Raw genomic sequence first — 26,748 nt, 5'->3', positions numbered from 1 at the left:
GTAAGACGGATTAACTTGACGTATGGAAGCTCCACGCCAGCTTCAGTCCGCCGCGAACGAGCAAGAGGATATTACGATTACTCGTCGTGAATATGAGGAGGAAAACATCATCACTATCGACTTTGGTCCTGACGTCGAGGCATCCCTCGATACCATTGGTGAGACTGTTATCGTCGTTGCGGGAGATCACCAATTCGAGTTCGAGCGACCAGCCGAAGCGACCGACATCACAACCAACGACGGGATGCTCATCATCAAGGAGTAGTCTCGAAAATACAGTACACATAGGGTGAGACTGTCGGGACTCGGCAGTAGTTCGGTCAAAACACCTCTTCAGCGCTAACGTCGAGAAAGAGTAATAGACGTGCCGGCAGTCTAGTTTGGCAGACCAAGTGTGAGACAGAATCTTTGATTTCTTTTGGTTGAAGATCATATAGGGTATTGCTCGGGGATTACCGCGAGGAGTCTCACGACTATACGTAGCTATACAATAGATGAAACAGCATCACAATGTAGAACTATTACTAACCCAAGAATTAATCTCTTTCCAGGAATGAATTTTGTCTATGGTTACGTCTGAGGTGACACTGCCCGACCGTATAGATAGTGACATTGACCGCCTCGTTGAACAGGATGATTTCTTGAATCGCGAACAAGCAATCGAAGAACTCCTTTCTCTCGGTGTGTCATCCCATAATACGGCTGATGAATCCGAAGAGGAATTGGTTGACGATGTATTTACTCAAGCCGTCGACGATCAGCAAGATCCAGCCAGCCATCAAGATGACCGACTCTAGTTCAGATTAAGAGGAGGAGTTCGTAACCAGCGGATAGCACAAAGACAATAAGGTCCTTTTTCGTACGTGATTCACACACCAATCAATAACAAGTATCTGAGGCTAGTGGGGTCGTCGATCATTCTGGAGGGAAACAATGAAATCAATAATGTGTTGATCGAATCTAGGGAGAGCTTCATTCACCTCTCTACTCAACCTTCTAAGATAACCTATCTGATTAGCGCGCAGCCACGCGGTTTCACATCTTAACTGAATACGGATGGAGTGTATTTCTCCTGTTGGGAAGCCTCGCCATTTACTGGGAGAAAGATGTTACTCTGTATCGAAATCATCTGTCTTAGCTGAGTGTTTTGCTTCTTCGTCTCTGTCGGTCCCATCTCTATTAGACACTATTGGCGCTTGCTGGTTTGTCTCCTCGTACAGTCCACGATAGCGTTCGATCTTGCGGTAGAGCAAATACCCGAAAAACCCGTCGTACACGATCACAAACCCGATGTATGCCATCGTATGTGGGACTGCAGGAAGGAAAGTCGAAATCAGTCCAGGCACGAAGCCAACAAGTGTGTTGTACGTGGCATGGATGAATGCCGCGATGAGCAGTCCCTTGACGACGATCGGTCCGGCATTTTCGCGGTTGAACTTCGCGAGTCCGAGATAGTAACCCGCGAACGCTGAGTAAATGACGTGGCCTGGTCCGGCGAATAGTCGAACAACCGCGGTCTGTCCAGCCCGTAACAGGAGGTCGGTACTTGTGGACTTGAGGACTTCTTGACTGATATAAATAGCATTCTCAATGGTGGCAAATCCAAGTCCGGCCATCGCGCCGTACACAGCACCGTCGATAACAGCATCGAACTTGTCGCTCCTATACGCAAACAATCGCACAGCCAGCCACTTCACCGTCTCTTCGATCGGAGCAACGATGATATAGAAGAAAATCACCATCCCCACGATTGGAATTTGGCTAAAGAGTGGTTCTGTATAAGAGTTGAACACCGCCGCGAATCCGGCGAATAACAGCCCGAGTAGGAATGTGCCTACGAGTATCGGAAGCGGTTCCGACATCGTTACATCTGCGTACCAGAGGTAGACTGCGAACGCGAATGCGGGGACGATGGAGAGGACGGCAAACAATCCGATCCATGGGTTAGTTAGTGCAGCCAGCCCGCCTAGTGCGATTTGTACGAGAAGAATTGCCAGGGCAAGGAAGATAACGACTGCTCGCCCTGTCGCCACAATTGCCCCGTATAACTTCGTGGCGAACCAGTCAAGGCGCGTTCGTTGCTCCCATGACGAAATGCCATAGAGATCGATCGAGTCGCCTGTTCGGCGCCGACTGGATCGCGTTTCTCGTCCATGCTAACTATCCTCACTCAGGTAGGGAATAAAATAGTTCGGAGAAACCGATCCTAGTGCCTAGCGTGAATGTCAATAACTCAGCCCTGGATTAATAACACAAACTCGGCTTGTCAACGTTTCCCTCTGCTCGCTGACAGTCAGCGAGCAATAGGTAATAATATTGAACACCGATTTCTGGGGCAGTCCTAATGGATTCATACTGTGCTCGGTATTACCCATTTTACATCAAAATTCGAATAATACTTCGCGACATTCGAACCAGTATTCTCCGACAACCGCAACGTCGACTCGTTTAATTGACAGCGATTGATTCGTTATACCAGACGCCGCCTTCCCAACTGAGAACGTCTTTGGTTAACTGCTTAGCAAACTGGCCGGAATAGGTCATGAACATCTGTGTGAGTACCCTCCTGGAATAACTACACATCCATATTAGAGATTGTCCGCCATGCGGCGTTCACACTATCGAACCCGGTGTTTAGTTGCTTACTCGTTTCCTGCGGGTGAACGTACTGTTTTTAATTTGTAGGGTGAGCGCCAAGGTTGATCTGGCTACAGTCACTTATGAATTTTGAAGAATTGTGCTTCCGCAACCTCAGAGAGTGATCGGACGATCCACGCTGACGGAACGGTCTCCGGCACTATTCGAGAATTTGTTCCCCGAGTCGATTAGTCAGTCAACGGCGCTATTCACTGGTCTCGTTTCCAAAAACGAGAGATCGAGAGGCACTAAGGACGATCACGCTGCACAGTTATTCGGCCCCAGTTCGAGTTCAGTCGCGTTCTTCTCATCTTCGATCATCTCCTTTCCAGTATTGATGTCAATAACCGTTTCGTAGTTCGGTGGCTTTTCCGGTGCGTTCTCGGTCAGTCGTTCGACAAATTCCTCCTTTTCGAGTTGAAGAACGTCGAGATGTTGCGCCAGATCATCGAGCTGCCTATTGATTGGCTTGCCAGGTGATCCGTTTTCATATCGACCATCCGCTGTCACGGTAACGTGTCCTGGGAGCACTTGGAGGTCGTCGGGTAACTCAAGGAGGGTATCGTGGAGGGTGTCATAGAGCAACTCTGCTCCACGAGTTGCGTCGGCGTCACCGAACTGGAGTTCCGTTCGGCCCACGGAGTCGACGAAAAGTGTATCGCCGGTCAACACGGCTTCGTCATTGACGACAAAGTTCATCATCTCAGATGTATGCCCCGGTGCGTGCAGCACCTCGATTTCGATGGCTCCGATTTCGATGACATCCCCATCGTCAAGCGGTTCGTACTCATATTCGACATCGCGCTCGCATGCCTGCTCGCCGAGGTGATATGGAACATCCAGCGCATCCGCGAGTCGGGGACTACCGGAGATGTGGTCGGCGTGAATGTGGGTATCGAGGGCGTGTGTGATTGTCAGACCGCGTTCTTCGGCGGCGACTTTGAACTCGTTTGTTTGGCGAGTGACGTCGATCACCGCTGCTTCCCCGCTACTCTGTGAACCGACGAGATACCCAAGGCATCCCTTTGCACGACGCTGGAGTTGGAGAATGATGAGATCATCATCATGCGTGTCGATTGGGACGACTTCATATACCTTGCTCCAATCTTCCATCCCACCCTTGACGACGGCCACGTCGTCGTACCCACGCTTCTCAAGCTCAAAGGTGAATGGTGTTGAGGTTAGCCCCTTTCCGCACATCGTGACGATCGGTCGGTCATCGGCAATAGCATTGACCCGGTCGAGGTCGTCGTCGGATATTCCGTCATGCGGGTCAAAGGAGACATTCTCCGCACCGGTAACGTGCCACGCTTCGTAGCTGTCCTTGGGTCGGGTATCAATAAGCGTGAACGTCTCATCGTTATCGAGTTTGTCCGCTAACTGGTGAGCAGTTATCTGGTCCACCATTGGAGTTCCACACAAAACTAGTACACATCAACTCTTAATAGTGATTGTTGCCGGTCGCCTTCGCTCCCACTACCCAGTATATCCTTGCTATGACGACTATTCGATCGATCGCCAGCACTGACGCTTTTGGACAGTGACTAAGGCGTAGCAGGTGTTGCCTGGGACTCGGCCATGAATGCCGCTACCGTTGTCATTGATCACAGACAATGAGTACCTGTCATCTGTGTACACGGATATGAAAGAGAGTATCGCTCAATTACATCGGTGCTCCAAGCCACGGGTGTGAGGCGTATTACCGGTTTGTGGTGGACGTGTGGCGGTGCCAGGAGCTCTGGCGGTAGGTTGGCCTCCCACCACAGTGTCGCCAACCTCTCTACGAAAGTTCTCGTTCCACGCGTCCTCCAGGAATCTCATGCTGCTCAGTGTCCTTTTTGTCGTAAACGATACTTGACAATTAAACGATATGATGGAGACGGTATAGAGATCAAGGGAAGAATCTCACAAAGATAAATCACTCTGTGGAAGAAGTCACAGAGGGAGGTGCTGCCACGCCTCGAAATTTTTCAGCTGATGCGGGTGGGTGTTGACTTGCGCTTGTGGTAAATGTTGTTGAGAATACACAGCATAATTCATACTTCTGAGGCACGTACTAAGTGGTAGAGAAGCCACTGCTGGCTTACTAATCGCCGAACCGGTAATGGACATCTATGATTAGGAGGGAAGGAAAATGACAGCGACCATCGAGGTTTGGTAGTATGGGAACCCACAGCATGAGCCCCAGATCCTTCCATTCGACGAGCAGTGGTTCTATGGTGAACTCCAGCACGACATAGCTATTCCAGTTACCGTTGAGTTTCGAGAATTACGTGCATATCTGCGCTTCTGGGCACGGTACGCACAGCTGTAGAACCAACGTGCACTCGAAGCGAAGCGTTTGCTACTATAACCACTCTCGGTCAACACCTATATTCAGGAGAAACGGAGGCTACGAGGTAATGACTACGAACGTGGACAACAGAGTTACCCCTCTTCTTCCCCGAGCGGCTCAAGGTCGATCGTGCGATCGCGACAGACCGTCACGTGATACCCAGCATACATGAACGTGATCTGGCCACCGATTCGGTCACTCGCATCAGTGCGAGGCGCAATCAGTGCCTCAAGCGCATCTGGATCGATATATTCATAGATTGGCTCAAGATCGTCGACCGAGACGTCTTTGTGCGCTGCGAGCCGCTCCACGATAGTAGTCGCAAGTGGTTTTTCCGTGCGCCATCCTGGGCCTGCTCCGCCGTCTGGATGTGAACTGTTCTCCGAGTCCATACAAGCGATCAGTCTCCCGCGAACGCTGCCAGCTACCGTGCTGAGCGTAATAACCCCTCTGGCCAGTTATTAAACATGAATCAGACATTAATTAATACGTATAATAATATATAATTAATAGAATTTATTCGGTAAATAGAGTAATGATGGATATCTCTTTTTTTCTTGCGCTCCCTTCTCGAAGATCATCTTCTTCTGTTATAGTGCGTGTAAAACCGCCGTGAGACGAACTTATCGTGCATGTTCTAGACGCAGCCGGCACGGCCGCTCGCGAGTACGCCTGTGAGTATGCGTGCTGTGAGCGTGCGTGAGCAGGCGTCGTCGACGTGATAGAAGCGGAGTATATCGATGTGCTAGAAAACGAGGACATCGACACAGCAGAAGACGAAAATGCTCCGGCGATGAGCGCTCGGCGGTAAGATAGGGCGAACACGCTTTCGCCGAGTTTCAGTCGTTCACTCTAACTCGTGGCTGACGGCTCTGGTCGACGATGTCAGGGACCGTGCCGCTGGTCGAGTGGTCAAGAGTTTTGTCGACGACCGCTCGAAACTGTTGGCGGAACCGGTCGCGGCCAAACCGGCGCTCAATCTCGGACGTCGTCATCTGGCAATCGCGTTGCTTCGACGGAGTTGACGCCACGGCGGATATCTTCTCGACGGCGTCCTCGGATGATCCGAACAACTGCGAGTCATTATCGTCGACGATGGCGTGCTGGCCACCGGAGTCGGGGACGAAGGTGACGGTACCGCCGGCGGCGAGTTCCGCGACGGCCATCCCGAAGTGCTCGAACTCTTTTCCGTGAATGCCGTATTTGTGCGCGCAAATGCGCTCAACGAGGTCGGAACGTGGAATCTCGCCTTCGAGGTAGATGTAGTCACGGTCAGCCGCCATCTCCGCGACCTCGGTGCGGTACTCCTCGTCGACCGTCGGGCCGATAATGTGGAAGTGGATGTCGTGGCCGCGTGCGCGTACCCCATCGACGATGCGGATCAACTCGTCGATGCGCTTGCTCCGCTCAATACGACCGATTGTGACGAACCCGTCCTCGCGTTCGTCCCACGGTCGCGGGTCGAATTCGGAGGTGTCGATCGGCGGATGAAGAATCTGCGGATGTGTCCCATAGGCGTCCTCAACGACATCAGCCGTCCACTCTGAGTTCGCGAGAAGAATATTCGATTGGATATCCTGTCGGTCAACGCCGGAGATACGTGTGCAAAAGCGCTCGTAGAGGCTCTCTTCCTCCACGCCAGGGTGGAAAATTTGGTCGCGGTTGTCGAGGCTCACCGTCCAATCAAATGGGAAGTGAATGTACTGGATGGAATCAGATTCGAGGCCGAGTTCGTTGATAGTCGAGATGAGAAGGTCGAATTCGTCGGCGTGTCGCTTCGCGTACCTTCCGAGTAAGGCGTTCTGGAGGATGTAATACTTGATGCCATAGTGGTCGTGAATTGCTGGTGCGATTCTGCCTGCCTTCCGGACGGTGATATCCTGAACATCGGTATTGAAATAGTCGTTGAGTTCCTCGAAATCAGGAGTTGTTAGCGTTAGTAACGTCACGTCATGGTCGGTTTGTAATGCTTCGAGGGCGTTCATCGCTACTGCTTCTCCGCCCCCTTTCGCCATCATATCCATATGAATAATTGCGACATCGACCATTTTGTCATCACTCTACTAAGTTGGCAACGCGACTTTCAATAGGCCTTCTGGGCGATTTGAAACACATTAACCAGTGCAGACGCAGATTTCATACGCCAGAAAACGTATCCTCGTTCGATGACGCAATTCGACCGTGAACGGAGCTCACTGATAACTATGTGATTAGAAAGATCACGGTTCAAGTATAGGTACAAAAGTAGAACCATTGACCACAGAGATCTCAGAGATATCAAACTCGAGCTTGATACATTAGTGCCGCGGTGGCGCAACCACAGTACTTGATCAGGGAGATGGATAAAAAGAATACTCAACTCGACAAGTCGTAACTTGACTGGGAGCATGTTTGTTGCACCATCGAGCGGGACTCGCTGCCGCACGCAACTTGCAGGTGATGACTTATCGAGATGAGCCTCAAAGAAAATTCGCACCAAGCAGCACGAACTCAGTCACTTAGAAGCTACACACAACCGTATCTCGTCGGCGGTAATTTCACTGACTATCTCTCCCCACCCGACTGCTGCCGAAACAAACTATGTGGATATTGCTTGGCAGTGAACCATTCCGTCACTCCCGACTGGCGAAACCGTCGGACAACCATGGTAATTCCAGGCCATTGGGGCTTAGTCACCGATATCTGCGTTGAACTCATTTTGAGAGAGTTCCTCAAGGAGGTTCTTCACGTCTTGTTTGGTATCATCGTCAATATCGTCGATTGCTTCAACACTATGAGCCCCACCGTGGGCAGCCTGCAAGGCATTTTCATTGAGGGTACCGTCAGGGCTCACGACCGGAAGTTTGAGGTCAGTAAAGTTATCCGGTGGGAAGCCTGCCGCTGACAGAACAAAGTGGTGGTCGATCTCGGAGAGATCATCAGTGTCAAAATCCTCCTCTTGTGGGGAGTCCCACTCGTCTGATGTCGTCTCTGAGTACTCGGGGTCGTGCATGTCGTAATCTGCCATGGTTCATCTACATACTAAAGAACGCTAGCTATTTGTACTAAATGGCCACCCAAACGGTGTTTCGATCTCTGAGAGCAAAGAGTAAAGCATGAGACAAGTGGTATGGCGTTCCCTAAATTGCTGTATTATTTATAATTATCGTAGCATGTCATTCCAACGTTTCTCGGCCGCATGAACGGAGACAAATATCTCAGGCGTCAGACTCGGCTTTTGGCTGATCTTTCAGCCGAGAGTTATCGAATCGAAGGAGTAATTTCGCGAGTGTTATTTTGTCGAACTGGACGAGCAGCGAGAGAATATTCCCAAGCATACGCCGATCGAGGTTTGGTTCGTCAAGCGTCTCATAGAGTTGGCTCATGCAGGGATAGTTGCGCTGACATGCTTCAAGTGCCTGCTGAACCTCCTGATGATGCGCAGAGAGCAAGCCGTATTGCGTTGGCTGTGCATCACGAAGATCCCGGATGCGTGTGATGAGGGTGTCTGGCATGGCTTACTAATACTCTTCGTGAGCTCTATCTTCGCGTTTTTGGCTACAGATAATAGCAATGAATCAGTGTAGGAGTATTCATGAAAATAATCTGAATCTATCGTCTCGGTTGCTGACCTTGGATACTCACTTAATCTCAATGCGCTTGCGATTGGCCTGGGCATACAGGGAATCGGACTGATCTTCCTCACGAATCACCACTATTCGATCGGCCTGTGATGTGCAACAACTAAGATGAATTATCCTATTCACTCCGCTCCCCCTCGGTTGCTTAGATGAGTCTACTGTCCGGAATGATGGATTCAATTTTCTAGTCTCATTCCAGTATCCCTGCTCACCGTTAATACGGGTATATCAGCGTGCCGAACGACTGTTTCAGTTACGCTCCCCATCAGCGCACGTGTAACGCCCGTTCTGCCGTGCGTTCCCATGACGATTAGATCGATGTCGTGTTCGTCTGCATACACGAGGATAGTATTCTGAGGGATTCCTCGGCGAATGGCTGTTTTAGTATTGATACCAATATTGTTGGCTTGCGCCGCAATTTCTGTCGTCGAGCGTTCGCCTTCCTTCTCGAACTGCTCCATGAGATCGTACCACCAGCCCACCCCTCCGCCGAATTCAGCAAACGGTTGTTGTTTTTTTACTACGTAAAGCACATGGATAGTAGCACTGTGGGTTTGAGCGATCTCAAATCCCGTCTCGACAGCCGGAAAAACTTCCTCGCTGCCGTCAGTCGGAATGAGTATTCGGTTGAACATGCTCGGCTACTCCCTAGACTATGTTAGTGAATATCATATAAGATAATGTTGGTTCCCGCGATTTATCGATTCTATTAGCAGGGCTGCCGCGTTGTCAGGTATTTGGGTGGATAAACGGAGCAGGTATCGCCCCCCGTGTGATCGCGTTCGTCTATCTGATCACCGCGACAATTCAAGACTTTCTAGACGACGGTGAAAGCAGTGTTGAGGAGCTCAACGCGCTGTACCATGTTTATTCAAATCCGTCATGTAATTATCTCTTGCTCACATACACGGGTATTTATTGAGAGCTATAGTTCTTAAAGAGTTCCTGAGCGAGTTCTCCCGGCGAGTACCGATACCATGTTCCGTGAAGCGCCCAGTGACTCAATTCTATCAAAAGAAGTATTGGGTACGCAAGCATCCTACTCAGTAGGATTGTCAAACCCGGTTTGATTTTTTCTCGTTGTTTAGCAGTCATTGTTGAATACCCTCAGTGGTTCTTTTTACTCCTTTAAAAATGGCCGTGACATATTGACATCATCCTCAAATTCTTGCTACGTTTGCTGGACGATTACAACGCCTACATCATCCGCTACCAGCGGGTGGCGGAGGTGGTAATGGAGGTCGGGGCAGATCACCTAGATTATCTTCGGGCAGTGTCTCTTGGGGATGCTAAGACCGGGTATACATGCCGATTCTCGGGCGACGAGTCTATCTTCAGCAGTATACTCAATTTACTGAGCACGACCATTCGGGGGAGTGACTGAAACGCTGGCTATAGAGTATACAGGTGATTGCAGACATTGTGCTGACCATGTTACCCCTCTCTTTCAATTGCTTGTAGAATGGAGTGCTGATTTTGATGGCTCAAGCGGGCGTAACTCGTGCGCATATTTTCTACTACCTTTCCGTGTAGCTTCTACTTCCGCTTATTGATTTAGTAGATACAACAAACCGATACGGTGAGATATGCTCGCAGCACTTTTACTTAATGCTCGTTCACCCGGCCGAAAGTCAGTCCCGTACCGCAGTGGATCGCGACGAACCGGCAGGTTTCACCGCCAATCCTGAAGGTATACGCTACCTACGCGCCACGGTCGGGCGTACAGGATTTCTCTACTCGGCCGAAAAAGCTTCAGATGCTCAAAATTGCGGACATTCGCGAATTGAATGAACGCCGGTGTCGAACGCGGTAGTAGATGTTACATCTCAGTTATCAGCCTTGAATATAACCTCGCAAAGTACATAACAAAGGTTAATTCCGTCATTGCTTGAACCCATGCTGGCATGCAAACCAGCGGTGATGAAGCAATGAGTAGGAACCAAAATTTGTCGGAGATGAAGAGCAGTAAAGAAAAAGCGGACGTAGACGAGGGGCAGGCGCACGACGAGCAGGCGACCAAAATGCGTCGCGACCGTACGTCAACGCCGGCCGAATCGGACCTTGACGTGAGCCGGCGAGGGCTGTTCGCACTCGCCGGGCTGGCCGGCCTCGGGTTTATGGGCAGAGCGAGCGCCAACCACGGAACAGGTAATGACGGCTTCAGCAGCTTCGACACGATCCACATCGTCGGCGATGGCGACGGACAGTACTCGACTATTCAGGCGGCCCACGATGTGATTCCAGGGAACGGCTCGGACGCGAACGGAGCGATCCTCATCGCCGACAGCTACAATCCTGCCAGGGAGAATTTCCCCGTAATCGTCGACAAGTATGTTGATATTCGGGGGATGGCGAACACGGCGCCGCTCGTCTACAACGACGATTCAAATACGAATACCTTTGTATTCGAGGCCAGTGAGCAGCATAACACCGAGTCGCCGATGCTCAGCAACATGCGGCTCCGTGGCGGAAAGAAGGCCGTTATCATCAGGGGGTATACGAACGCAACCGTCCAGGATGTCTCGATCTTTGGGTGTTCGGGCACCGCTCTCGTGGTAACGCCGTACGGATCATCATTCTCGACCGTCTACGACAACTACTTTCGAAATATCAATATTTCGGACGTAGGCGGCGACGGCGTTTATGTTCCACAGAACTCAGCGAGCAACTCTCTGTTATTCGACAACGTCAACGTCTACCGCGCCGGGAATCATGGCTACCAGCTCCGGCATGGCGGAGCCGGAACTACGATCCGGGATTCCACGATCCAGCACTGCGACGACTGGGGCGTGCTGGTCGACCGCAGCGCCGCATTCACCGTCCGGGACTGCTACCTCGAGTCGAACGGTCAAGAGTACTCGCCTGGGACCGGCAACCGGATTGATCTCATCTTCCACCGCGGCGGTCTCAACGAGAATTTCCTCGTCGAAGGGTGTTACTTCCAAGCGTTCGGCAACGGCGACACCGCCATCCACATTAACGCAGGCGAGAACGGACAGATCAAGAATTGTGTATTCAACGGGTACGGGGGCGGCCACATCGTCGATGATGAGGGCTCGACCGACCTCAACGTCTCCCGGTCGACTATCCAAACTGACGGCTCGGAAGAGAGTTTCTATAGCGGTGGGTCACCACTGGGGATGCGAACGCGTGAGAACGGAACCATCAACCGCCAGAATCTCACAGCCATCACTGGACTGTACGACGGTGATCAGGGGCTCCATGACGGGAGTGGAAGTGGTAATCCTGCAGGTCTGGCCGTCTGGGACGAGAACAATGGCCAGTGGGTGAGCCAGGTCGACGGGAGCGTCATCGGGTAAAAACGCTCGGTATTCCGTTGGGGTACCAAGGCCTCCACAAGAATTCCTTTTGAACCGAATACAACAGTAAACATCCCTTGTTTCAAGTGAAGCCTTTCATTTACTTCGCTGTTTCTCAGTGTTTCTAGAATACAATTGAACAAATCGTCCTGATAGAGGGTGACCACTGGTAAATCAGACCTAATTTAGGCGTCCCATCCGGCATGCTGTATGTGCTCCAAGAGAACTGGAAACGCGACGAATATGGCCAATAATTTACCAGAAGAGAGTAAGGGTTTGTATCCCAACGTGGAAGCAGGGCTGTAAACCTCAGAAAAGCTGGGTCTCCCGGACACTTCAATCTGGGTATCGAATGGTTGTTGCCTACCGCTAACTCGACTTCTCTAACCTTTCTCCGACAGTATTGTCCGTGAAACGACTGCAGATTCATTCGGCATTACTCGTTCGCCGCTCCGAGTTAGGCGGCCAACAACAAACCGATAGTAGTCCAACCTTATGGTGAACCACGCAATTGCGTGGAGGAGAACGAACCATGACACACTACGACGTCTTCACCAGCACGGTCTTACAGGTCGGTGGGCTTCCAGGATGGCTGCAAGACCCTATCTCAGGGTTCATCGCATTACTGCCACGACTCGTGGGTGCACTCGTCATTCTGCTCATCGGTTGGATAATCGGCCGCGCCGCAGCGGCAGTTGTCCGTAGAATAGCCGACCGAATTGAACTCGACAGAATGGTGCTTGACACCCCGCTCGGTCGAATGCTCGGTGGAACCGAGAGCGCAGTATCGGGAGCGTTCGGCAAACTCGCCGCGTGGTTCATCTACGCGCTGGCGATTCTCGCCGCGGCAAACGTACTCGCGATTGCGACGCTTTCGCAATGGGTTGCCACCGCAGTCTCGTACCTCCCCGCGCTGATTGCGGGACTGTTGGTCATCGTCTTAGGATTCGTGGTCGCTGATTTCATCGGCGACGCGATCATGCGAACCCGCGCGGCGACCCATACCGCGTACACCCAGTGGTTCGCCACAGGGACTCGACTGTTCCTGTACTTCACTGCCATCGTCATCGGTCTCGACACGATGGGCATTGACGTGGGTATTCTCTATCTGTTCGCTCGTGCCCTTGCGTGGGGCCTTGCCGCGGCCATCGCCATCGGCGCTGGTGTTGCCTTCGGATGGGGTGGTCGGGACTATGTCGCCGAACACATCGAGGGGTGGATGAGCAGCGCGAATCAGGGAACCCCGAGTCCGCAACCGAGCGACGACGACTGAGAGGAACCGTTCCAATTTTCAGCAGTTAACAGCAATTGCTCTAGTGAACTGAGAGATGCTAGGTATCGCTGGGCTTAACACAGAATCAGGTTTATTGCTCTCGTTTTACGTCTCTGTCGGGGTGACAGCGGGCGCTACGAAAGCCGACCCACCACCAACAGTCATCCTCCCCTATGAAGATTGTTGTTCCTGCTCCGGATTTAGAGTCGAGTGCGAATAAGAGAGCACGTCGCGCCAGTGGACGAGTCGATATAAACAGAACTAGTGATAGGATTTTGGTCGCAGAATCGACCCACGAGACCACGGCGCTACCGCGTCCGCGCACGTGGTGGGGTTCGAAATGGAGGCGGTCGGAGTTGTAGCACTCGAGGAACTGCTCGTCGAAGCGCGCATCGATTCGGTTCGAGAACGACCGAGACGACTGTTTTCCGAGTCGCGACTGCAATTCTGGGAGATGAGCAATAAATAAACTGAGCAAGTTTCATCGAACCGTTGTGCTGGATTGCGAACGTATGAAATCTACGACGAGAAGACGAAATCAGTGTTAACAGACCATGTCGGACGAACAACGCGACGTTACCGCCAGGGCGATAACGTGCTTAATATGTGGTGAAACAACCAGCCAACAGATGAATAACGTCTAACCATCTATCGGAGGATGCTTACGATCGAGGGGTCCTAACCAATAGCCACCATCCAAGCCCTCAGAAGTGCTTAAGTCGGCGCTGTTGAGTCAGGTCGACATAGATCAAATGGGCTTTAGTTATTTAATCCACGGGTAGAGGGTGATCGTCCTCCTCCAGATGCTTATTCTAGTGCACCTACCGCAAGAACGTCTGCCTCTGTCCCACCCGGCCCATCTCGATTAGTTACGTATAAAAAAGGGATGCAAGTCATTCGTTATCCGCTCTCGTTACAGACCAAGCCCCTACGCATGGGATTTGCAAGTCGTGGCAGTAGCTGGATGGCGACAGTACGGTCGCATTCCGGTGTATGTGGCTCCATGGCGTACCGGCGGAGTTGCTCGTATAGGCACTCTCGTTCACCCAGTGTGAATGTGAACTGCTGGCTCTCCGTTTTAGCATGGGCGTTCAGTTTCTCGAACGCATGGAACACACGAAGTGGCGGTGGATCGGTATCCTCTGGGTCCCGTGTTTCTAATTCGATACGATCTAACACCACATGATGGAGCACCCACTGTTCTTTCCGGGACAGGTTGAGGCGAACCGCCTGTCGGTGGCTGGAGACGTTCATGGGCACGGCCGTCGTGGCCATCTATAAAGTAGAGACTGTGAAAAGGAGTAGTTAATGGCCTCCGTCAATGTGGAGATGAGACGGTCGCCGAAGTAACCGTCCTACATGGCTTACCGGTAATTTCGCAGCCTTATTCATATGATCTACGCCCAACCGAACGCCACATTCATATAACGGTCGTTAAACGTAACTCCACTCATCTTGGCGGTCGAGCTGGGACGAGGGTTTAGCGTAAGATGAAAAGCTCAAACCGCAGTCACCGAGTCGTCTGGAGATTCATTCGACGAGTTGTCCCATCGAGATCGGGCTGTATAACTAGGAGCTCGACCTCTTGACCGAGGATGTCCAGCATGAGCTGGATCAATGACGGACTAGCCAGTCCCAGATCACGACGGGTGGACTCGGTGACAATCAACTCCGGGCTCCAGAACCGCTGCACCACCGCCACCTTACTCGAGATCTCCTGTGGTTTATTGGACGACTATGATACTGCTGACGTTCTAGTGAAGGAGATGGCAATGCAGTGTTCGTTTCTTGTTAGCACAATTCTCATTCTAGCATCGTTCAGTTCGTCAAGACGAAGTTCGGTTTGGACGACATTAGTATCGCCATTCGTGTTTGACATGCTCATAGACACCCCACCGGTTCATGGAGTAGTATATGGCCAAGACACGAAAACATCCCTCCTCGTCACCTTCGGGGATCGGAAGCAGTCACCGATTCGGAGTGACTGGCGCAATACACTGTGATTTCATCTGGTCGCCCTCCCGCCACTGGAAATACCAGTACTGGTTGTCGTTGATGGTCTTCGTCGTCAGCGTCGCCTTCGCTGGCACCCCCGAGGCGAAAATCTCGTCCCAATCGACAGCATCTTCGGGGATGTCCTTTGCGTGGACTTTCTCGGCGAGTTCGTCGGCTGTCACCGGGTCAACGTCATGGTCTTCGGCGGCCAGGGCGCGCGTGGCATGTGCCTGCGCCGCCCGATATAAGCGGAGTTCTTGGGTATACGCCTCAACGTCGTTCAGCGTCTCGACATCCTGCTTTTGCAGCCCCTCGGCAAGATATTTCGGCAGTGAGTCGGGTGGGGTGGGAATAGTCAGCATCAGTAATTCACTCCCTTAACAGACAATACAGCGGGAGAGGGGATAGCTGTATTAGGTACGAGGAAAGCATCAGTTTCGGAGGGATCTTCACGACATCCAAGTATTGGAGTCGAGTAGTTTTTGTCGAGCTCGGTTACTTGATAACCAGTAGTACGACAAAGATGGCAAGATTATAAGCTAAAATATCCATCTGAAACTCGGTCATGCTTCCCGGTTCCTGTTTTGCTCTCACCACCTAGCAGTGACTAATTGACGGCACTAGCACCAGTACTGGTAATAGTGATAGCGGACGGCTATCTGGTACGAGCGTACCTTCATTGCTACCGATGAATTTGACTCTTGGACTACTACTTGTACCTGTGTTTTCGGCTCCACTTTTTCCCACGTCCGCAATCAGGTATGTCCGAACTGTCCTGGTTCTGAATCGACCGCCACCAGAAAACGCTTCCAATTACGTATGATTTCCTCAGTCTTCGATCGAGCTCGATTGTGAGTAACACTCCACAATAATAGCTGGGAGACAACTACTCCCTGTAGCTGCGTACACAACTAATAACTAAGGATGAGTCACGCGATGAAAGAACTGCCCTGAGCCAGTGGGCGCAACACGGGTTTCCGGGGTCCGGTGGACGCGTGGCGGTGCCGAGAGCGCTGGTGGTGGGCTGGCTTCCCGTCACTATGACCACACCCTCTCCACGAAAGTTCTCGTTCCACGCGTCCTCCAGGTATCTTATATTACTTCGTATTCATTCTTCTCGTGAACGATATTTTGTGTAGATCAACGATCCGAGGCGCGGGAGAGAGCAAGGGAGGAGTCTTCCAGGGATGGGTCACGTCCGTTTTAGAAGTAACGGAAGGAGGTGCTGCCGCGTCTCGAAATTCTCTGCTGATGTGAGTGGTTGTCGACTTGCGATTGTTATACATTCTGTTGGTAAATAGGTAATATAATTCATGCTGTTGGCGCACGGACTAAGGGGTAGAGAGTCAGTCCGCCTGCTCAGTAACGTCAGGAGTGAGGATCCACGGCAAGGAGGAATGCAAAATGACAATGAACGTTGAGGAGTGGTACTACGGAGATCCGCAGTTTGAGTCGCAGTCTCCCGTATTCGACGAGCAGTGGTTCTATGGTGATCCACAGCATGAAGCAGCTGCGCCACTCAACGTTGAACTTCGAGAATCACGTGCGTATCTGCAGTCCTGGGCACGGTATGCAAAGCAGCAGGGACATCGCGACCTCGACGCAAAGCGGCCAATTCTGACCCCGCCATCGGTCGCCTCTCCACGTTGAGATACTGCTGAAGGTCTCCTGCGACAGGGGAACCTTGGTAGGCTCCGTTCTCATCGACGGAGAATGATACCGTCGCATGGCCAATATATGGCAATTCCACCAGTCATTGAGATCAAACGATTAATTTTGCGAATACCATTGGGGGCGATGAGAGTGTCCATGAGATGGCAGCTGATCTGCACGATGCGTATAGGGCTGAAGATGCTCTCCTCTTTGACCAGAAGTCAAAATCGGTTGGCGAGCGGTTTGCCGAGAGTGTATTGCTCGGGATGTTTGCGAAGGTCATTGTGGGAAACCAGTATCGTGGGGTAGGGCAGGTGGTGGTAGAGTGGCAGGATGGTGACTCGCGACACCTCTTACCCAAGAATGTTTCTGGAGCCGTTGATCGATTTGCTACGAGAAGGAAGTACATGAATAGGGCTGATAGAGCACAGTAACGGTGAAAACCGGTTTTTATCAGAATTGATGATTCTAAAATGATGGTATCTACGTATCGAAGAGGATAGGTTGTCCGCCCAAATTAGGATCGTTCGAGATACGCATCAAACGTCAGAAGATCGCTCTCATTGCGGTCGAATACGGCGAGATCGTTACGACTGGACGTCAAATCCATCTTCAGCGATCGGGCTTGGTCAATCCCGAAGGGAACTTGGGGAATGAAATGAGCGAGCAGTAATCCTGCCTCTACGAATTTCATGGGAAGTGGAAGGATCGTGACGGGCTGTCCTTTCGATCGATGGATTCGCCGCGTAGTGTCGGCGAGAGTCAATTCTTCCGGTCCAGCGAGCTCGTAAATACCATTCAGATAATTATCATCTCCAATAGTATCTGCAATTATCGCTGCCGTATCACCAACCCATAGTGGTTGAAACGGTGTCTGGCCACCATCGGGCAAAGGAGTGACATAAGGAAACGTTCCCAATTCGGTCAAGTTGCTGAACTCGTCAGCATCACCGAACATGATATTTGGACGGAATATCACCGTATCTATATCAGCAGTGAGCGCGACCCACTCCGCCCACGCTTTCCCCCGAACGTACCCCGTCTCGCCGCTCGGATCCACCCCCACAGAACTCATCTGCACAAGATAATCGAGATCGTGTTCGATGGCCGCTCGTACCGTATTTCGCGTCCCGTCAACTTGGACTGTCTCCTGGCTTGGTTCGTCGGGATGTTGAAAGAGTGGTGACAGAGCAACGAGATGGACAACGACATCTTGCCCCGCGAACGCATCTGCAATCGACTCATATTCCATGACATCGCCAGCGACGGTTTCGGTTCCATCGGGTAACACTGACGGGTCAGGAGTCCGTGAGAGAACCGTGAGGTCGTGGCCGTCGTCTGCGAGTTCACGACACAGATTGCGACCAACAAATCCATCGCCACCGGTTACAAGGATATTCATGCAGTGCAATACGGCTTCGCACTCTAAGTATCTGGTTGCCTTTAAAGTCGAGAAAAGCTGACGTATACTTTAAATAGTTGACTTCTGACCGTGCTCTGATCAGTGAGCATGCGCTCATCAACCGTTTCAGGAAAGTTCCAGATTATTGTCCGTAAGCGCGGAAACAGCGTTACCGCCCAGAAAACTCAAACATTTCCCCTCCGCTACCCGGCCGCGAATATCACACCATTGCGGGGATTCTCGGAGCACTGTGTCTATATAATTCGGATCAGCTCACTTTCAACTAGTTCATCAAGCTACAGTGTGAGTGTCTGTAAATTCATCCGGAAGTACCCTAAAGTCTGCTGGAAGAACGGTGCCCTCTGGCATGTCGAAATGCGCCGGGTGTACCAGCACCCAGCACTGTTCTTCCAATTCACGGAGATTGAGCAACCGAATTGGTGTCGTGCTACAGATATTCATCGGGGAGTTCGCCACCGTGGTTATTCGGGAGATCCGACACTGGGGTGACGGCGTCGAATCGGGGGCCCTTCTTCACGAGATTCTCGTTGTGATCCCAGGTGAGAAAGCCGTGTTCTACGAAGGTAGAGAGGTTGGTATGGCGGAGTTTAAGACGGAGTCGTGCCACATCTTCGTCGGCAGAGGGTGGGTCGTCGTTGAGCATAGAGAATCACTGGTTGCCCAAACGTGTAAACGAGGGACATTTTCACGGAGATGTAACGTGTGAGGAACCGGGTGAAAGAGAGGGAAAACAGGAGACTCCCGAATATTTCTCTCCGTTGGCTTTGGCTTGTAGCAATAGGTTCAGCTTGTGAACCAATATGAGGTACGTTACTCCTCTTGAAGGGTGTAGTCGGGAGGATCCTCAAGATGAGTAGTGAGTTGGCCAGCATTGCGCCACCACCGAACCATTCCGCTTTGGCGATCGTACCTGACGATGTCGTGTTCTGCAAGTGCTGGCAGATGAATTGTCCAGACCGCAATTGCGACTTGCTCAGCGAGTTCAGTCGTTGTATCACTCGGATAAGCGTCACTCTCCTGGAGTGTTAGTTGTTCAATTATCGCCTCAATCTCAACCGGTCCGTCGTGGGCATGTAGATAATTAAGAATCGCACGTTGCCGGGGATTTTTGAGTAGCTCCTGAATTGTTACTTCTGACAGTCTGGTCGAGGTATTCTCATTCAACGCATCAAAGGGATACGTTTCTCCTTGGGTGGATGTCATAGTATCCTCGGGTGCTCTCTCTCTTTCGGATTTGGTGTGGAGCTAGTTCACAACCGGTGGGAGACACAATAAAACTCCTTGCCACTCAAACTGACTTATTGTATGGGGAAAATGGCAAATTTAGGTCGGCGACCTATTTAGATGGATGAATAGGACATTCGTCTGTAATTCGTTCGCGGAAGAGAGCAATCCGTCGGCGGTGGCTAATTGATACTGTGCCTTCGTAGTGGTTCACGGTCTCCATGGCGGTGAGCAGCGCTTCAATTGCGTGGCGTTTTGTGGAGACTGTCCCAAGTAGATAACAGGTGGTGAATTGATTTGCTGCGGTATCGATAAGTTTGAGTTCCCACTGATCTCTCTGCTTTTGGGAGGGAGCACAGTGGTCGGGAGAAAAAATCTGCTCTGCTTCGAGTGTCAGCTCAAGAGTGTCATTGTGGACTCCCATTTCACCCCCGCGTATCGGCGTTTGTATCCAGCCAGCTGGGAGTTGCTCATGTTCCAAAAGAGGTGGCATAAATATCTCTTCGCTCGCCAGTCTAATCCCTATTCTGGCATTAAGCACTCTCAAACAGCCTCGTCGAGATCCATCAGCTAGTTTATCTACCTTCAGAGAATCTTACTGGTCAAAAACATCAGTAATAAGTCACATGGGAGCGTAGAACGGTAATTATCGTCTATTCACGATGTGGGTAGCTGTAGGCACCTTTCAAGGGGGCGATTCGTTTTCTATCTCCAGTACGTACTGAATCTATGTTCGTTGCGACGTTTTCGATCCCGGCGGATGGATTTGCGCTTGGGCACGCACTTGACGCAGCTCCAGATATAACAGTCAAAGCTGAACGAATTGCTGCTCACGGTACTGTCTGGGTGATGCCTTGTCTCTGGGTGGCAGGTGATGATCTCGACGCCTTCGACGCAGCACTCGAAGCCGATCCGACGGTCGATACGATTGTTATGACTGAGAAATTCAATGAGGAGGGGTACTATCAGGTTGAATGGAGTGACGCTGTGGAACAGTTCATTAACGCACTTATTGACACAGAAGGATCAATTCTCAACGCCGAGACCCACAACGGTAACTGGCGTCTTCGTATTCGCTTCGCCACCAGAGACCAGTTCGAGGACTTTCAGGATTACTTAGCTGAGCAAAATCATCCGTTTCGCTTACTCGACCTCTATGAACCAAGCTCACCCCGACAAGAGATGGGGGAACTGACAACAGCGCAGCGTGACGCACTTGTCGCGGCTGTCGAGCAGGGCTATTATCGCATCCCGCGTGACGCCACGATGGAAGAGGTGGCGAACACACTTGACATTTCCAGTCAAGCTGCCTCAGAACGACTCCGAAGGGGAATCGACCAACTGGTTACAAAGATCCTCATTACGCCGAAAGAGTAGGGGCACCCGATTAGATATACATATAAGAGCATGAGTAGTCATGCTATACTATCAACCGCTTATAGCAGAATGTCCCAAAAAATGGGCGAGGATTTGTCGGAACACAGTAACGGAGCCAGCGAATGAATAATGCCTATCAGCCTCAACCACCCGAGACGGCTGTATATGCAGGGGATCACTATAACAATCACAGTGCATTCGTGAGGCGCGTCTTTGACCGCATGTTCGACACTAACCAGAATGAGGTATTTGACTATCTCAAGTATCTACCCATGAGAGCGGTGATAAACGGAGGGGAACAGCGTGACGAACCATTAGCGACTGACCAATGACGACTGGAACGGTTGCTGAGGTCGAGATCCCCGCTGATGAATTCGCCCTTGGTCAGACGTTGAGTACGATTGACGGATTGACCGTTGAAATTGAACGTGTTGTTGCTCACCCTGATGATCACCTCATGCCTTTCGTCTGGGTGAGCGACGGGAATCATGAGGCGACCGAAGCGGTTCTTGCAGAGGATCCCAGTATTGAATATATTGAATTACTCGTAGATCTCGAAGACGAGCGGCTCTACAGAATGGAGTGGGTCGACCAGATTGAAATGCTTGTCCGGCTCCTGACTGAGGAAGAAGGGACAGTGCTTGCCGCAAGGGGCGCTGAGCAGAGCTGGCACTTCCGTATCGTGGTTCCGGAACGGGCGGCGCTTTCGCGAACCTACGAACACTGTCAGGAACACGGCCTCTCGCTTACAATCCGGAATCTGTACCGATTAGAAGATGGCCGCCACGGCCGCTTTGGCCTCACTGCAGAGCAACAAGAGATGCTCATACTCGCCCATGAGCATGGGTATTACACGGTGCCACGTGAGATTGATGCAAGTGATCTCGCTGACGAGCTCGGAATCTCACACCAAGCTGTCTCTGAACGCCTCCGGCGCGGCCACGAAAAGCTCATGAAAAATACATTGATTAGTAAGAATGCTGAATGACGGCCAGAAAAGAGAGGTCATCTATTGCACTGCCGGCACTGCTGGGCGGCGCCGATACGGTCGACATCATCAACCTAGCCGCAGTCTCTGAGATAAAACAGCATTACTAGGGAGAGCTATTCTAGCCCAAGAGTTAATCTCTTTTCAGGAATAGATTTTGTCTATGGTTACGTTTGAGGTGACGCTGTCCGACCGTATTGATAGCGACATTGACCGCCTTGTCGAACAGGATGCTTTCCTGAATCGCGAGCAAGCGATCGAAGAACTCCTCTCACTTGGTATCTCATCCCATGACACAACTGATGACCCCGAAGAGGATCTGGATGATGATCTGTTTACTCGAGCTATTGATGATCAGCAGGATCCTGCGAGCCAACAAGACGACCCACTCTAACAACGTCAACAAGGATTTATAGCCGAGGTCATCTCTATTGGAGTTGAACCACTCCAAACTACTGTGAGTAAACCGGCTGCCATACAGGCTCGATTTTGATTTCTCGCTATTTGATCGCGGTGTACTTCTCTTCGGAAACGATACAACCACATGGCTCTATCTGTACCCCGGATCCATCGGACTCTGGACTCTCATAAACCACTTTGTGGATGGGATCACCGCATTTGGGGCATGATGGCAATTCTTTCATTGATTTCTCTCCGTTGCGGGACCGTCTCTCGGGTAGAGGCCGTCGATCGTGGTCCTGCTCCTATCAGAATAAAAAACCGCCTTACAGTACAGATTGAAACAGACCCAACGCCCGTCATGCCGTTTTCTCACGGACATAGAGCGACACCGAGGACATTGGACTTCCTTGTCAGTCATTGATTATCTTTGAGTTATTCGACCGCATCCGACTTGAGTCACTCGGCAGACCTTTCGAAGGTCAAAAATAAAATGGTTGATTGTGAAGGAACGTCATAGTCGGTATGGACTGCACAAGATTGAGGAGCGACGAAATGATTACAATGAGAGCACTGGCTGTCGATTTTTTAAACCCCTTTCATTGGCAACCAACTTGATTTTGCAAGTTGCCACCAAAATGACACATGGGTGATATAGTATGGCGAATCTGGTTCCTCGGCGAAGCTCTCCACACACTTCCCCACCAAAGAACGTTATCGTTCTCGTACTTGACACTGTACGAGGGAAGGAGACTGTTCCCGCAAGGAAGACATTAACCCCGACAATCGCCAGACTTGCAGATACGGGAACAGAATATCAGAATGCATTTGCTGATGCACCATGGTCACTCCCATCTCATGCGAGTCTGTTTACTGGTACTAAACCCTCTACGCATCAAACCACTGGTCGAAAACCACGGTTAAACCCAGAACTCACCACAGTAGCGGATGTGTTCGCTGCAGCAGGGTACGAGACAGTTGGGATTTCGAACAACACCTGGGTGAGCGAAGAATTTAGGTTTGACAGTGGATTCGAATCCTTTCTTCATGCCTGGAATATAGCTAAAGCGCCTGAAACCGATCAGGGAACTCTCTCGAAAGAGAGCCAAGGAGACCAGAAAGATACCCGAGCTGAAAAAACAACGACATGGATCACTGACTGGATGGCTACGCGGGACGATTCTCGTCCCTACTTCCTCTTTGCTAACTATATTGATGCGCATCTGGAATACGCGCCACCAGAAAAATACGTTACAGATGAACTGCCAGCAGAATACAGTTATGAAGAGGCATTGCAGATCCCGCAGGATCCCCGCCGACACGACATTGGGGAGACATCGATTTCGAAAGATGAGTTTGACGTTTTGAGAGCATTGTATCGGGGTGAGATTACATATCTTGACGCGAATATTGAGAAGATAGTAAATGAACTACAGACGAGTGGAGATTGGGACGATACAATTTTCGTGATTACAGCCGACCATGGGGAAAATATTGGGGAGCATGGATTTCTTGGACATCAGTACAACATCTATGACACGTTGCTTCATATTCCCCTGGTTATCACTGGTGGTGCGTTTTCCGCCAGGACGGCGACAAACCGACTCATCCAGTTGTCTGATCTCGCACCGACCTTGTTGGATGAAGTCGGGATAAAGGCACCATCCACACGAAGTCAATTTCAGGGATACTCATTTCACCCCGGATCAAACGCACCGATTCGGGAGCAGATCATTAGCGAGTACAGTGCACCTCAGCCATCACTTGACGACCTCGAACAACGGTTCGGATCACTCGCAGCACAAATCTCTCACTACGGTCGCTCACTATGCGCGATTCGGACACACGAGTACAAGTTTATCCATGCATCCGATGGGAGTCAGGAACTATACGAGATCAGCGATGATCAGACAGAATCTCGTGATCTCATCGGTCAAGGGTTAGTAATCGAAGATGAGCTTGCGACCGAATTGAGGAGTCAAACAGCTCAGAAGCCGCCGGAGCGTGATCCTTTCTCGTCCTCAATATCTACTGAATCAAAAGAGCGACTTCGTGATTTAGGCTATCTGTGAGATCCGAATCACTGATTAGTTGAAGACAATCCTGAATATATAAAAGCAGCCAAACGGACCAACCGTTGCTTGAAAATGCAAGTAGAAGTATTAGCAATCTCGTAGGGCTTTATTCTAATGATGGTTAACGTCGCCCTCGTTGTTTTAGATACCCTCCGCAAAGATGCCTTTGATGCAGAATTCGATTGGCTACCAGGCAAGCGATTCGACCACGCATGGTCAACTGCGAAATGGACGATGCCTGCGCATGCATCATTGTTCACAGGAAAGTATGCAAGTGAGCTCGGCGTCCATGCGAAATCAGAAGGTTTTGACTGTCCAGAACCAGCAATAGCAGAGTGCCTTCACCAAGCGGGCTATACAACACGAGCATTTAGCGCGAATCTGATGGTATCGCCTGTGTTTGGATTTGATAGAGGGTTCGACACGTTCGAAGGCACCTGGCGAATAAACGTCAACAGTAAAAGTTTGAAAGGGTGGAAGGAGATCCTGGAAATCAATCAGGATACCACAGGATTACAGCGATATACGGACGTGGCACGACGGGCATTCGCTGGCCAATACCGCATCCGAGCCTCAATCAAACAAGGCATGATAAAACGATCGAAGGATCGATTCGGGAAACAAACCGACGATGGTGCAGCCAAATTCCTTGAAACGGTGCAGGAAACAGAATATGGAGACGATGAATTTCTGTTTGTAAATCTCATGGAAACTCATGCTCCATACTCACCGCCATCCGGGACGATCGATGACTCGTCCTATAACGAAGTCGCTGCCACGCTCACCGATGATGAGCCAGACAGAAACCATATCCGCAGAGCATATGACGAAGCGGTTCATTACCTTGCAGACCAGTATCGACAGATTTTCGCCGAGCTTGAGCGGGATTTTGACTACATAATCACGATGAGTGATCACGGAGAATTATTCGGCGAGCACGGTAGTTGGCGGCATTTACATGGTGTATATCCGGAGCTGGCTCATATTCCGCTCGTGGTCTCGGGACCCGATTGCAGCGGTCGGTGTCTAAAGACAACAAGTATTCTTGACGTCCATCGAACGATTCTCGAATTCGCTGACGTGGATGTTCCGTCCCGAGGGCAGCATTTACTGGGGGAGATCGCAGACCAACCACGGTTGGTTGAATATGAGGGGCTTCGATCCCCGCGGATTCGAATGATGCGGAAGGCTGGCTATCTCGACTCGCTTATCGAGACGTATGATGCGCCACTCACTGGTATTGCCCTCCCGGATTCATACTATGGCTATAAAACACGAAATGGGTGGCAAGAAGACGGCTCACCGGCCGTTTCCGACCCGCGAAAATCGCTCAAGGGACTTCAACATACGCTTGATGTTCGTGAGACTGCAAACGAGACCGTCGAGGTCGCTGATCCGGTAAAACAACAGCTCAGAGACCTAGGATATGCATGACATAGCTGGAGTCTCAGAGGAGCTACCTTGGGTAGAGATATAGGCGACCTGCTTCTCAGCGCAGTTCGTATCTACAGCAACGGTATGGTCGATTATTTTCGAACTCATCCTCGTGGTGAGTCACGGTATTTCGTCGAATGGTACGGCACTCTCTCTATCGATCGCAATCCATGGCGAGAAGAACCCAGTACGATCCTCTCTCGCCTCGATATAGACGTATTCAACACCTCCAATCACTTCGATTATGTAGCCGAGATCGAATGTCGGCCATTCCTCATGCTCCTCTGATGAACAACAATCGCTCTGTGATGAATGCCCTGTCACACCTACTCCCCCTACCTCAATCTCCGCTCTTAGCCTTGTAACAGGCCTGCTTGCAAATACAAGGCATAATCGAACAGTCGTGTGATAACAGTGAAACCGTGTCCAATTCGTAACAGCCTTGCGCTGCCATTCAGGATCACCGCCTTCGGTGCCGATCACCTGGTCCCCAACCGGCAGCCGTGCCATGCCTGATTCACTCATTGAGTTGAGTAGCGACTGAGAGCCGAGAAAGGAGAAAAACGAGCGAATCGAGGAGTGTCGCAGTCAAATCAGCTATTGCGGTGCCGACAAACCTGCCGTCGTCTACTGTTCACGAAAAATCCTCCGAGGAGGGCACATGAGTTATTGTCGTCGCAGGCTGAGCACCGCATCGGAGTCGGCATCCTCCATCATCATCGGCAGGTCGGCCGGAGCGACATCGTCCGACTCGTTCGCGAACCCGGTGGCCGTGAGTAGTTCGTCGAGTGACGCGTTTGTCACCTCCTCGTTGATGGCGTCGACGGTTTCGTACATTGATTCGGCCGTTTCGTCCGGTAGTTCGTCGTCCTCGACGGCGTCAAGTGTCGTCCAAATTCGCTCCATCCCGTCGTCAAGAGGCCGTTCGAGGTCTGCTTCGCCTTACCCATGGTCTGTGTGGAGTGGTCGTGTGTCGATCGTTGACGGTCGCTGTG

General features: G+C 51.1%; 26 protein-coding genes and 1 pseudogene. 12 read left to right on the top strand and 15 right to left on the bottom strand.

Annotation, left to right across the window (positions count from 1 at the left end; translation table 11 throughout):
• Positions 1-22 precede the first annotated feature (22 nt).
• Both LIW51_RS37930 and LIW51_RS37925 read left to right on the top strand, forming a co-directional pair.
• Entirely contained in the window at positions 23-265 is a 243-nt protein-coding gene (locus LIW51_RS37930) for a DUF7127 family protein (RefSeq protein WP_227380851.1), read from the top strand.
• 301 nt (positions 266-566) lie between these two features.
• The gene (locus tag LIW51_RS37925; protein ID WP_227380850.1) at positions 567-797 is read left to right on the top strand and encodes a DUF7120 family protein; all 231 of its coding nucleotides are present in this window, start codon (positions 567-569) and stop codon (positions 795-797) included.
• Positions 798-1,109: 312 nt separating this feature from the next.
• On the opposite strand, the pseudogene LIW51_RS37920 reads toward LIW51_RS37925, so the two are convergent.
• The 7 genes and pseudogenes from LIW51_RS37920 to LIW51_RS37890 all read right to left on the bottom strand — a co-directional run bounded on the left by LIW51_RS37920 (position 1,110) and on the right by LIW51_RS37890 (position 9,227).
• Positions 1,110-2,155, bottom strand: a pseudogene (locus LIW51_RS37920) (PrsW family intramembrane metalloprotease).
• A gap of 740 nt (positions 2,156-2,895) precedes the next feature.
• Positions 2,896-4,044: an MBL fold metallo-hydrolase gene (locus LIW51_RS37915; protein WP_227380848.1), complete on the bottom strand. Its 1,149-nt coding sequence runs from the start codon at positions 4,042-4,044 to the stop codon at positions 2,896-2,898.
• Between the two features lie 1,020 nt (positions 4,045-5,064).
• Entirely contained in the window at positions 5,065-5,364 is a 300-nt protein-coding gene (locus tag LIW51_RS37910) for a HalOD1 output domain-containing protein (RefSeq protein WP_227380847.1), read from the bottom strand.
• A 447-nt stretch (positions 5,365-5,811) separates the two neighbouring features.
• Entirely contained in the window at positions 5,812-7,020 is a 1,209-nt protein-coding gene (locus LIW51_RS37905; RefSeq protein ID WP_227380846.1) for a glycosyltransferase family 4 protein, read from the bottom strand.
• A 620-nt stretch (positions 7,021-7,640) separates the two neighbouring features.
• Positions 7,641-7,979, bottom strand: a complete 339-nt coding sequence (locus LIW51_RS37900) for a hypothetical protein (RefSeq protein WP_227380845.1) — start codon at positions 7,977-7,979, stop codon at positions 7,641-7,643.
• Between the two features lie 190 nt (positions 7,980-8,169).
• The gene (locus LIW51_RS37895; RefSeq protein ID WP_227380844.1) at positions 8,170-8,466 is read right to left on the bottom strand and encodes a hypothetical protein; all 297 of its coding nucleotides are present in this window, start codon (positions 8,464-8,466) and stop codon (positions 8,170-8,172) included.
• A 302-nt stretch (positions 8,467-8,768) separates the two neighbouring features.
• Positions 8,769-9,227 carry a universal stress protein gene (locus tag LIW51_RS37890; RefSeq protein ID WP_227380843.1) on the bottom strand — a complete coding sequence of 153 codons (459 nt, stop codon included), beginning with the start codon at positions 9,225-9,227 and terminating at the stop codon, positions 8,769-8,771.
• 1,293 nt (positions 9,228-10,520) lie between these two features.
• Between LIW51_RS37890 and LIW51_RS37885 the strand changes: the two genes are divergently transcribed.
• From LIW51_RS37885 to LIW51_RS37875, 3 genes are all read left to right on the top strand, one after another.
• Positions 10,521-11,912 carry a right-handed parallel beta-helix repeat-containing protein gene (locus LIW51_RS37885; protein WP_227380842.1) on the top strand — a complete coding sequence of 464 codons (1,392 nt, stop codon included), beginning with the start codon at positions 10,521-10,523 and terminating at the stop codon, positions 11,910-11,912.
• Between the two features lie 532 nt (positions 11,913-12,444).
• The gene (locus LIW51_RS37880; protein WP_227380841.1) at positions 12,445-13,185 is read left to right on the top strand and encodes a mechanosensitive ion channel family protein; all 741 of its coding nucleotides are present in this window, start codon (positions 12,445-12,447) and stop codon (positions 13,183-13,185) included.
• 325 nt (positions 13,186-13,510) lie between these two features.
• Positions 13,511-13,654, top strand: a complete 144-nt coding sequence (locus LIW51_RS37875) for a hypothetical protein (protein WP_227380840.1) — start codon at positions 13,511-13,513, stop codon at positions 13,652-13,654.
• Positions 13,655-14,085: 431 nt separating this feature from the next.
• Here the strand turns inward: LIW51_RS37875 and LIW51_RS37870 are convergent, their stop codons facing one another.
• On the bottom strand, positions 14,086-14,460 hold the full coding sequence (locus tag LIW51_RS37870; protein ID WP_227380839.1) for a DUF7853 family protein: 375 nt from the start codon (positions 14,458-14,460) through the stop codon (positions 14,086-14,088).
• 692 nt (positions 14,461-15,152) lie between these two features.
• A complete protein-coding gene (locus LIW51_RS37865; protein ID WP_227380838.1) occupies positions 15,153-15,542 on the bottom strand; it encodes a DUF6788 family protein in 390 nt (129 codons plus the stop codon).
• A 1,042-nt stretch (positions 15,543-16,584) separates the two neighbouring features.
• Between LIW51_RS37865 and LIW51_RS37860 the strand changes: the two genes are divergently transcribed.
• Entirely contained in the window at positions 16,585-16,830 is a 246-nt protein-coding gene (locus LIW51_RS37860) for a hypothetical protein (RefSeq protein WP_227380837.1), read from the top strand.
• Between the two features lie 164 nt (positions 16,831-16,994).
• Complete coding sequence (locus tag LIW51_RS37855; protein WP_227380836.1) at positions 16,995-17,267, top strand: hypothetical protein; 273 nt, start codon at positions 16,995-16,997, stop codon at positions 17,265-17,267.
• An 83-nt stretch (positions 17,268-17,350) separates the two neighbouring features.
• Here LIW51_RS37855 and LIW51_RS37850 read toward each other — a convergent pair whose 3' ends face one another.
• The 4 genes from LIW51_RS37850 to LIW51_RS37835 all read right to left on the bottom strand — a co-directional run bounded on the left by LIW51_RS37850 (position 17,351) and on the right by LIW51_RS37835 (position 20,021).
• Positions 17,351-18,235: an NAD-dependent epimerase/dehydratase family protein gene (locus tag LIW51_RS37850; RefSeq protein ID WP_227380835.1), complete on the bottom strand. Its 885-nt coding sequence runs from the start codon at positions 18,233-18,235 to the stop codon at positions 17,351-17,353.
• 448 nt (positions 18,236-18,683) lie between these two features.
• Complete coding sequence (locus LIW51_RS37845; protein WP_227380834.1) at positions 18,684-18,899, bottom strand: hypothetical protein; 216 nt, start codon at positions 18,897-18,899, stop codon at positions 18,684-18,686.
• 167 nt (positions 18,900-19,066) lie between these two features.
• Entirely contained in the window at positions 19,067-19,459 is a 393-nt protein-coding gene (locus tag LIW51_RS37840) for a DUF7344 domain-containing protein (RefSeq protein WP_227380833.1), read from the bottom strand.
• Positions 19,460-19,592: 133 nt separating this feature from the next.
• A complete protein-coding gene (locus tag LIW51_RS37835; protein ID WP_227380832.1) occupies positions 19,593-20,021 on the bottom strand; it encodes a hypothetical protein in 429 nt (142 codons plus the stop codon).
• Between the two features lie 188 nt (positions 20,022-20,209).
• Between LIW51_RS37835 and LIW51_RS37830 the strand changes: the two genes are divergently transcribed.
• The 5 genes from LIW51_RS37830 (at position 20,210) to LIW51_RS37810 (ending at position 25,753) form a co-directional block, all read left to right on the top strand.
• Entirely contained in the window at positions 20,210-20,857 is a 648-nt protein-coding gene (locus LIW51_RS37830) for a helix-turn-helix domain-containing protein (RefSeq protein WP_227380831.1), read from the top strand.
• A 328-nt stretch (positions 20,858-21,185) separates the two neighbouring features.
• Positions 21,186-21,845: a helix-turn-helix domain-containing protein gene (locus LIW51_RS37825; RefSeq protein WP_227380830.1), complete on the top strand. Its 660-nt coding sequence runs from the start codon at positions 21,186-21,188 to the stop codon at positions 21,843-21,845.
• Positions 21,846-22,008: 163 nt separating this feature from the next.
• Complete coding sequence (locus tag LIW51_RS37820) at positions 22,009-22,239, top strand: DUF7120 family protein (protein ID WP_227380829.1); 231 nt, start codon at positions 22,009-22,011, stop codon at positions 22,237-22,239.
• 664 nt (positions 22,240-22,903) lie between these two features.
• Positions 22,904-24,316, top strand: a complete 1,413-nt coding sequence (locus LIW51_RS37815; protein WP_227380828.1) for a sulfatase — start codon at positions 22,904-22,906, stop codon at positions 24,314-24,316.
• 117 nt (positions 24,317-24,433) lie between these two features.
• Positions 24,434-25,753: a sulfatase-like hydrolase/transferase gene (locus tag LIW51_RS37810; RefSeq protein WP_227380827.1), complete on the top strand. Its 1,320-nt coding sequence runs from the start codon at positions 24,434-24,436 to the stop codon at positions 25,751-25,753.
• Positions 25,754-25,873: 120 nt separating this feature from the next.
• On the opposite strand, the gene LIW51_RS37805 is transcribed toward LIW51_RS37810, so the two are convergent.
• Both LIW51_RS37805 and LIW51_RS37800 read right to left on the bottom strand, forming a co-directional pair.
• Positions 25,874-26,278, bottom strand: coding sequence for a hypothetical protein (locus LIW51_RS37805; protein WP_227380826.1), 405 nt, complete (start codon positions 26,276-26,278; stop codon positions 25,874-25,876).
• 141 nt (positions 26,279-26,419) lie between these two features.
• Positions 26,420-26,659, bottom strand: a complete 240-nt coding sequence (locus LIW51_RS37800; RefSeq protein ID WP_227380825.1) for a hypothetical protein — start codon at positions 26,657-26,659, stop codon at positions 26,420-26,422.
• Positions 26,660-26,748: the final 89 nt, after the last annotated feature.

Source organism: Haladaptatus halobius, assembly GCF_020618475.1.
Lineage (GTDB): Archaea > Halobacteriota > Halobacteria > Halobacteriales > Haladaptataceae > Haladaptatus > Haladaptatus halobius.
Note: the sequence above shows the minus strand (reverse complement) of the source record. Positions and strands in the feature narration are given on the sequence as shown.

Excerpts from the sequence above, each read along its gene's own strand:
- LIW51_RS37930 (WP_227380851.1), top strand. The coding sequence starts at position 23 with ATGGAAGCTCCACGCCAGCTTCAGTCCGCCGCGAACGAGCAAGAGGAT.
- LIW51_RS37925 (WP_227380850.1), top strand. The coding sequence starts at position 567 with ATGGTTACGTCTGAGGTGACACTGCCCGACCGTATAGATAGTGACATT.
- LIW51_RS37915 (WP_227380848.1), bottom strand. The coding sequence starts at position 4,044 with ATGGTGGACCAGATAACTGCTCACCAGTTAGCGGACAAACTCGATAAC.
- LIW51_RS37910 (WP_227380847.1), bottom strand. The coding sequence starts at position 5,364 with ATGGACTCGGAGAACAGTTCACATCCAGACGGCGGAGCAGGCCCAGGA.
- LIW51_RS37905 (WP_227380846.1), bottom strand. The coding sequence starts at position 7,020 with ATGGTCGATGTCGCAATTATTCATATGGATATGATGGCGAAAGGGGGC.
- LIW51_RS37900 (WP_227380845.1), bottom strand. The coding sequence starts at position 7,979 with ATGGCAGATTACGACATGCACGACCCCGAGTACTCAGAGACGACATCA.
- LIW51_RS37895 (WP_227380844.1), bottom strand. The coding sequence starts at position 8,466 with ATGCCAGACACCCTCATCACACGCATCCGGGATCTTCGTGATGCACAG.
- LIW51_RS37890 (WP_227380843.1), bottom strand. The coding sequence starts at position 9,227 with ATGTTCAACCGAATACTCATTCCGACTGACGGCAGCGAGGAAGTTTTT.
- LIW51_RS37885 (WP_227380842.1), top strand. The coding sequence starts at position 10,521 with ATGAGTAGGAACCAAAATTTGTCGGAGATGAAGAGCAGTAAAGAAAAA.
- LIW51_RS37880 (WP_227380841.1), top strand. The coding sequence starts at position 12,445 with ATGACACACTACGACGTCTTCACCAGCACGGTCTTACAGGTCGGTGGG.
- LIW51_RS37870 (WP_227380839.1), bottom strand. The coding sequence starts at position 14,460 with ATGGCCACGACGGCCGTGCCCATGAACGTCTCCAGCCACCGACAGGCG.
- LIW51_RS37865 (WP_227380838.1), bottom strand. The coding sequence starts at position 15,542 with ATGCTGACTATTCCCACCCCACCCGACTCACTGCCGAAATATCTTGCC.
- LIW51_RS37860 (WP_227380837.1), top strand. The coding sequence starts at position 16,585 with ATGACAATGAACGTTGAGGAGTGGTACTACGGAGATCCGCAGTTTGAG.
- LIW51_RS37855 (WP_227380836.1), top strand. The coding sequence starts at position 16,995 with ATGGCAGCTGATCTGCACGATGCGTATAGGGCTGAAGATGCTCTCCTC.
- LIW51_RS37850 (WP_227380835.1), bottom strand. The coding sequence starts at position 18,235 with ATGAATATCCTTGTAACCGGTGGCGATGGATTTGTTGGTCGCAATCTG.
- LIW51_RS37845 (WP_227380834.1), bottom strand. The coding sequence starts at position 18,899 with ATGCTCAACGACGACCCACCCTCTGCCGACGAAGATGTGGCACGACTC.
- LIW51_RS37840 (WP_227380833.1), bottom strand. The coding sequence starts at position 19,459 with ATGACATCCACCCAAGGAGAAACGTATCCCTTTGATGCGTTGAATGAG.
- LIW51_RS37830 (WP_227380831.1), top strand. The coding sequence starts at position 20,210 with ATGTTCGTTGCGACGTTTTCGATCCCGGCGGATGGATTTGCGCTTGGG.
- LIW51_RS37825 (WP_227380830.1), top strand. The coding sequence starts at position 21,186 with ATGACGACTGGAACGGTTGCTGAGGTCGAGATCCCCGCTGATGAATTC.
- LIW51_RS37820 (WP_227380829.1), top strand. The coding sequence starts at position 22,009 with ATGGTTACGTTTGAGGTGACGCTGTCCGACCGTATTGATAGCGACATT.
- LIW51_RS37815 (WP_227380828.1), top strand. The coding sequence starts at position 22,904 with ATGGCGAATCTGGTTCCTCGGCGAAGCTCTCCACACACTTCCCCACCA.
- LIW51_RS37810 (WP_227380827.1), top strand. The coding sequence starts at position 24,434 with ATGATGGTTAACGTCGCCCTCGTTGTTTTAGATACCCTCCGCAAAGAT.
- LIW51_RS37805 (WP_227380826.1), bottom strand. The coding sequence starts at position 26,278 with ATGAGTGAATCAGGCATGGCACGGCTGCCGGTTGGGGACCAGGTGATC.
- LIW51_RS37800 (WP_227380825.1), bottom strand. The coding sequence starts at position 26,659 with ATGGAGCGAATTTGGACGACACTTGACGCCGTCGAGGACGACGAACTA.